Origin of the sequence: Shewanella sp. ZOR0012 (assembly GCF_000798835.1) — a bacterium.
Classification (GTDB): Bacteria; Pseudomonadota; Gammaproteobacteria; order Enterobacterales; family Shewanellaceae; genus Shewanella; species Shewanella xiamenensis.
On sequence record NZ_JTLE01000014.1, the window covers coordinates 1 to 5,860 of the forward strand.

5 protein-coding genes are annotated in these 5,860 nt (G+C 49.1%); 3 read left to right on the forward strand and 2 right to left on the reverse strand.

Annotation, left to right across the window (positions count from 1 at the left end; genetic code table 11):
• Positions 1-420, reverse strand: a 420-nt coding sequence (locus tag L976_RS00335) for an iron-containing alcohol dehydrogenase (protein WP_047532925.1), incomplete at its 3' end; no start/stop codon positions are given.
• 327 nt (positions 421-747) lie between these two features.
• On the opposite strand from L976_RS00335, the gene L976_RS00340 reads away from it, so the two are divergent.
• The gene (locus tag L976_RS00340) at positions 748-1,224 is read left to right on the forward strand and encodes a MarR family winged helix-turn-helix transcriptional regulator (protein ID WP_047532929.1); all 477 of its coding nucleotides are present in this window, start codon (positions 748-750) and stop codon (positions 1,222-1,224) included.
• A gap of 68 nt (positions 1,225-1,292) precedes the next feature.
• Here L976_RS00340 and L976_RS00345 read toward each other — a convergent pair whose 3' ends face one another.
• On the reverse strand, positions 1,293-1,925 hold the full coding sequence (locus tag L976_RS00345; RefSeq protein ID WP_047532932.1) for a peptidylprolyl isomerase: 633 nt from the start codon (positions 1,923-1,925) through the stop codon (positions 1,293-1,295).
• A 508-nt stretch (positions 1,926-2,433) separates the two neighbouring features.
• Here L976_RS00345 and malQ point away from each other — a divergent pair.
• Both malQ and L976_RS00355 read left to right on the forward strand, forming a co-directional pair.
• Entirely contained in the window at positions 2,434-4,839 is a 2,406-nt protein-coding gene (malQ, locus tag L976_RS00350) for a 4-alpha-glucanotransferase (RefSeq protein ID WP_047532935.1), read from the forward strand.
• Positions 4,840-4,856: 17 nt separating this feature from the next.
• On the forward strand, positions 4,857-5,860 hold a 1,004-nt coding region (locus tag L976_RS00355), incomplete at its 3' end, for a GlgB N-terminal domain-containing protein (protein WP_047532938.1).

Here is a 5,860-nt window from a genome sequence, read left to right on the forward strand (position 1 = left end):
GCCGGCGGTGGTGTTAATGGCTACTAATGGCAGTTGTGGCTTAGCGGATTGGTCTAAGCCTTCGTAGTCTTTGATGCTGCCGCCGTTGGTTGCCACAAGAGCGATACCTTTAGCGCAATCGTGTGGTGAGCCGCCACCGAGTGAAATCACAAAATCGCATTGATTGGCTTTTAACAGTGCCAGACCGGCTTCAACGTTCCCGACGGTTGGGTTAGGTTGTAAGCCATCAAACACGGTTGAGGTAATACCATTTTGGCCGAGTTTTTCGACCACTTCACCGACTAGACCAATATTGACTAAAGGTTTATCCGTCACAATTAGCGCGTGTTTAAAGCCTAAGGTTTTGATATCACCAATAGCATCATCTACTGCGCCTTTGCCTAATACGTTGACGGAAGGAATAAAAAATTTAGCAGCCATATATCCACCTATTTGCTTGTATATTAAATTTGTTTCTTTCTGGTGACCAAACTACCAATTAAGGGGTAGCCAAGTTGTGATCTAGATCGGTTTAGATAGATTCCTGAGGTGAAATTCGCACTAAAGTTGGAACTAGATAACTAAATAATGAATTTTTATGACAGAGATTAAGGGCTGCATACGCTATGTTTTTTAACGCTTTTTTCAGCTTTTGCTTGTTTAGTTAAACTCAGATTATTACGCGATAAAATTGCCTGCCAAGGTGAGTTGTGGTTGAGTTTCTGGTAAGGTGCGGCCGTTGAGTTGATGAGGAGTATGTGAAGTACGATGGAAAAATATGAACAACTGCTGATTTCACTGCGCCGCGTGATCCGCGCTATCGACATTCATTCGCGGCAACTCAATAAGCATTCCGGCTTGACGGGACCACAGTTGATGGTGATGCAGAAAATTGCCCAACTCGGCGCTCCCTTAGCCAAGCAGGTGGCCGAAGAAATCACCCTCAGCCCAGCCACTGTGACGACGATTATTGATAGGCTCGAAGGGCGGGGATTAGTGATCCGCAAACGCAGCGAGTCCGATAAGCGTAAAGTCCATTTGTATTTAAGTTATGCGGGGCGCGCACTTTTAGAGGCGTCTCCTAAACCACTTCAGGAACACTTTATTAAGCAATATCAAAATCTTGAAGAGTGGGAGCAGAGTCAGCTACTCTCATCGGTGGAGCGAATTGCGGCCATGATGGACGCCGATAAAATCGACGCAGCACCTATGTTGTTAGTGGGTAAAATTCAAGGGGATGAATAATCTCCTTGGGCCGAGAATAATAAAAAGCACTGATAAATCAGTGCTTTTTATTTAACCCCGAGTATTTATCAAGCTTTGGGGCAGTTGGTTTCTGTCACACTATTAATCAAAATCTCAGTCACTGGTGTGTCGTTAAAACCGTTACTGGTTTTGGTCGGCACAATGCTTATCTGATCGACCACATCCATCCCTTCGATGACTTTACCAAACACAGCATAACCATAGCTGCTCGCCGAAGCATCGAGCTGGGGATTATCCAACACATTGATAAAGAACTGTGATGTTGCCGAATCTGGCACTGTGGTACGCGCCATCGCGATAGTGCCTCGTTTGTTACTGATGCCGACCGCGGCCTCGTTTTTAATCGGCGAGCTCGTTGGCTTGCTCTGTAATCCCGTGGTGAAACCGCCGCCTTGGATCATAAAGTTATTAATGGTTCTGTGGAATAAGGTGCCGTTATAGAAGGACTTATCGACATATTGTTTAAAGTTCTTACCCGTGATGGGCATATGGGTGAGGTCGATGGCTAAGGTTAAATCCCCCTTTGTGGTACTCATTAAATAACAGACATCGGCACTTAAGCTCGGTGGAGTTGGGTCGGGTTTGGGGATATTGGGAGTGAGATCATCTTCGCCACCGCCGCAGGCACTGAGGACCATGCTCAAACTGCTGGCGAGTAAAAGTCCCGTGATTCTTTTCATATCAATTTCCTTATTTTTGCGTTGTTCGCCACGCCTTTGCCTGCTTGGATAATGTAAGCGGGCATGGGTAAATGTTGCGATTAAGTGTTGTTTTTGTTTTGCGCGCGCATAGTGACAGAGCGATGAAGGGGATTTCAAGATGAAAAATGTAATTGATACAAAGTGTTGCAGCTAGTTGCCAATCTAATCACCCCCGTGCCAGAGAGGCATTCAACCTAAGGGATAAAGCTCACTAATGTACTCAAAGATAAGATGTTGTTTTGCTTGCGCCATTTAAGCGCGTTGCACCTTTTTTAATCACTCCCTGCTTCAAACTAGTGCGTTTGCGAGATGGCTCGGTGGGCAAAGGCTTGGGTGATAAAGGCACGTATTTTGTTCAAGATGCTGATTTATAAGTTTTCTTTGTTGTCATCTGGCTGACACAAATCTGTCTTCATGCTGTTATTTTGCGCTGGCATGGTTACTGCCTATCTAAGGCTATGGATGAGCAGTCGCGGGGGCGACAAATATGGGGCTGGAGAAGTTGCTGTATTTGCGGGGCGTGGGAGCAGACTTTACCGACTGCTTTGGCCAGTACATCCGCATTCCCGAGGCTGACAGGCAAGGGATTTTGACCTGTATGTTGCAGGAAAAAAATACTCAGCCCTGCGAGGCAAAGGATGAACCGTTAACGAGTTTACCCTGTGGCGACGAGCTTGACGCTCAGGTGTATCAACTCGATGCACACCATTGGACACAAGTGTTGCCGGCGTTTCATTGGTGTTATGTCGATGAACCTTGGGTCTGCCTGTATTTACCTCAATCTTACCGTGGCGATCTGCTGCTCACCTTTACCTGTGAGCAAGGGGAGAGGGTTATTCTTGAGGTGCCATTTGGGGCGCTAAAACCGATTGGGGATTATCGGATTCAGGCGCAGGAGTTGGCACCGTTTGGCAATAGCCCCTTTGCCAATGAGTGTCAGTTCCTGCAATACCGCCTCGACCTCTTAGGTCATGAGTTTTATTGCCGTGATGTGGACGATACCAGTGAGCCATATATCGATTCAGAGACTCGCCGTTCATGGGAAAATGTTAGCACCGCGCCAAATACATCTGACAATAAAGACAACTTAAGTGATTTATCTTGCTTGGGATTGGGCTACCACACTCTGAGCGTCAGTTTGCTTGGGCTGGCAGATGTTCAGCACGGCCTAGCATCGGCAAGTACCTCAGCAGCAAGCAACTCATCAGCAAGCATTTCTGTAGCAAGTAAGGCGACTGAGTTCCATGGCACTTTTATGGTGGCACCGAGAACCGCCTATCAAGGGGTGATGAGCGCTGTGGCGCAAGGAAAGCGCCATAAACCGTGGGGAGTGAGTCTTCAGCTTTATAGTCTGCGCAGCGAAAGCCAATGGGGTATCGGCGACTTTGGCGATTTAGAGCAACTGATTGGTTTAGTGGCCGAATATGGCGCCGATTTTATTCAACTTAATCCATTGCATGCCTTAGATATTGCCGCGCCGGAACATCCGAGCCCTTATAGTCCATGCGATCGTCGAAGGCTGAATCCGCTGTATATTCATTTACCTAGTGTGCCTGAATTTGAGCCATTAAAGACGGAGTTTGCGGCGAAGGAATGGCAAGAAGCCATTGCCCTACTCAATGCGGAGAACTGGCTCGATTATCCCAAGGTGAGTGAGCTTAAGTACCGCGCCTTTGCACGTTTATACACAATCTTTTGCGAACACCATTTACAGCCAAACACACCAAGGGCGCAGCGATTTGAGGATTTTGTAGCACAGCAGGGCGCGTCGCTCAGGGAATTTGCCCAAGCCGAATCGCTACGCAGCCCAAGGGCCATAGCACAGGATGAAGGCTTTTATTTGTACCTGCAGTTTGTGGCCGAAGATCAACTGCAATTGTGCCAGCTCAAAGCTAAAGAAGCGGGAATGGGCATAGGGCTTATCCGCGATTTGGCCGTGGGCGCTGCGCTACATGGCGTTGAGGTTCAAGCTAATTTGCAGCAGTTCTGCTTAAACGCTAGCATAGGCGCACCGCCGGATCCCTTCGCGCCACAGGGACAAAACTGGGGCCTTACGCCCCTCGATCCCGTCAAGCTTAAACAGCATCAATATCGCCATTTTATTGCGTTAATCCGCGCCAATATGACCCACTGCGGTGCGCTGCGAATCGACCATGTGATGGGGCTGCTGCGGCTCTGGTGGTGGCCACTAGATAAGCGCCTCGGCCATGGCGCCTATGTGTATTACCCGGTCGAAACCCTGTTGGCGATTCTCTGCCTTGAGAGTCAACGTGCTCGCTGTGTGGTGATTGGTGAGGATTTAGGCCTAGTGCCGCCCGATATTATTCATCGCCTGTATCAGGCGGGGGTCTATTCCAACGAGCTGTTCTACTTCTGCAAAGACCATCAAGGCTTTAAGCCGCCGAGCCAGTATAAGTTCCAGAGTTTGATGATGCTGGCAAACCACGATGTGCCGACCTTAGTCGCTTGGTGGACGGGCAGCGATTTGCACCTGAGGCGACAACTCGAACTGTTCAATTCCGACGAGCAATTAGGTGAGGCCTTAGCCGGACGTGAGCAGGAAAAGCACCAGCTGGCGCAGTGCTTAATCTCCCAGGGCTTATTGCCAGAGACAGATATTCAACAGATTGATATTGAAGATTTATTAACGGCGTGGATGCCCTTTGGCGCCTCGGGCAACAGCGCGCTTTATAGCGTGCAGTGGTGCGATCTGCTGGGGGACCGCCATGCGGTGAATATCCCCGGCACTTGGCTCGAGTACCCGAATTGGCAGCGGCGATTGCCAATCAGCCTAAGCGAGGCAGCGGTTAAACCTACGCTGGCTAAGCGTTTGCAACTCATTGCTGCGGCAAGACATTTGCCAGAAACGGCTGCGCATACAGATACCCTTTGACTAAAAATGGAAGCCAAATGATGACTCAAGCCCAGACTTACTTCTATGACGGTAGCGATGTCGCGCTGTTAAACGGTCAATATACGGATGTGTTTTCCCTGCTCGGTATGCACAGCATCAACGAGGGCAAGGCCTTGGTGGTGCGCTGTTTTTTACGCAACGCCCAAAAGGTTGATGTGATAAGTCTTAAGGATGGCCGTAAGGTGGCGAGCCTTGAGCGGGTCAATGAGGCGGGGCTGTTTGCGGGTACGCTAGGCAGACGGGTTAAGCCCTTTTTGTATGCGCTACGGGTGACTTATCCCCTTTGCGAGCTGGATATTATCGATCCTTATCAGTTTGGTTCACTCCTCAATAGTGAAGATTTATACCTCTTCGGCGAAGGAAGCGCTGAGCAGGCCTATCGCTTTTTAGGTGCGAACTGGCGCCAAATCGATAGCGTAGAAGGCGTGCATTTTTGCGTATGGGCGCCCAATGCTAAGCGGGTCTCTGTGGTGGGGGATTTTAATCACTGGGACGATACTCGCCATGTGATGCGCCAACATCTGGCCAACGGCTTATGGGAGATTTTTCTGCCTGATGTTACCGAAGGCGCGCACTATAAGTTTGATTTGATTTATCAAAATGGCGAGCGTCACGCTAAATCTGATCCTATGGCGACCCAAATGGAATGTGCGCCGCACAATGCCTCCATAGTGCCGAAAAAACACCAACACCCTTGGGCAGATACACAATGGATGGACAAACGGGCGACCACGGCTTGGCATCGCGCCGCTATGTCTATCTACGAAGTGCAGTTAGGCTCTTGGCGCCGAAAAGGCGAGTTTGGTGAGCAATATTTTGATTATCAAGACTTAATCGAGCAGTTGATCCCCTATGTGAAAGAGCAAGGCTTTACCCATATCGAGTTGATGCCGATCAGTGAATATCCCTTCGACGGCTCTTGGGGGTATCAACCCGTTGGTCTGTATGCGCCGACCCATCGTTTTGGTGATGCCAATGGCTTAAAGGCCTTTATCGATGC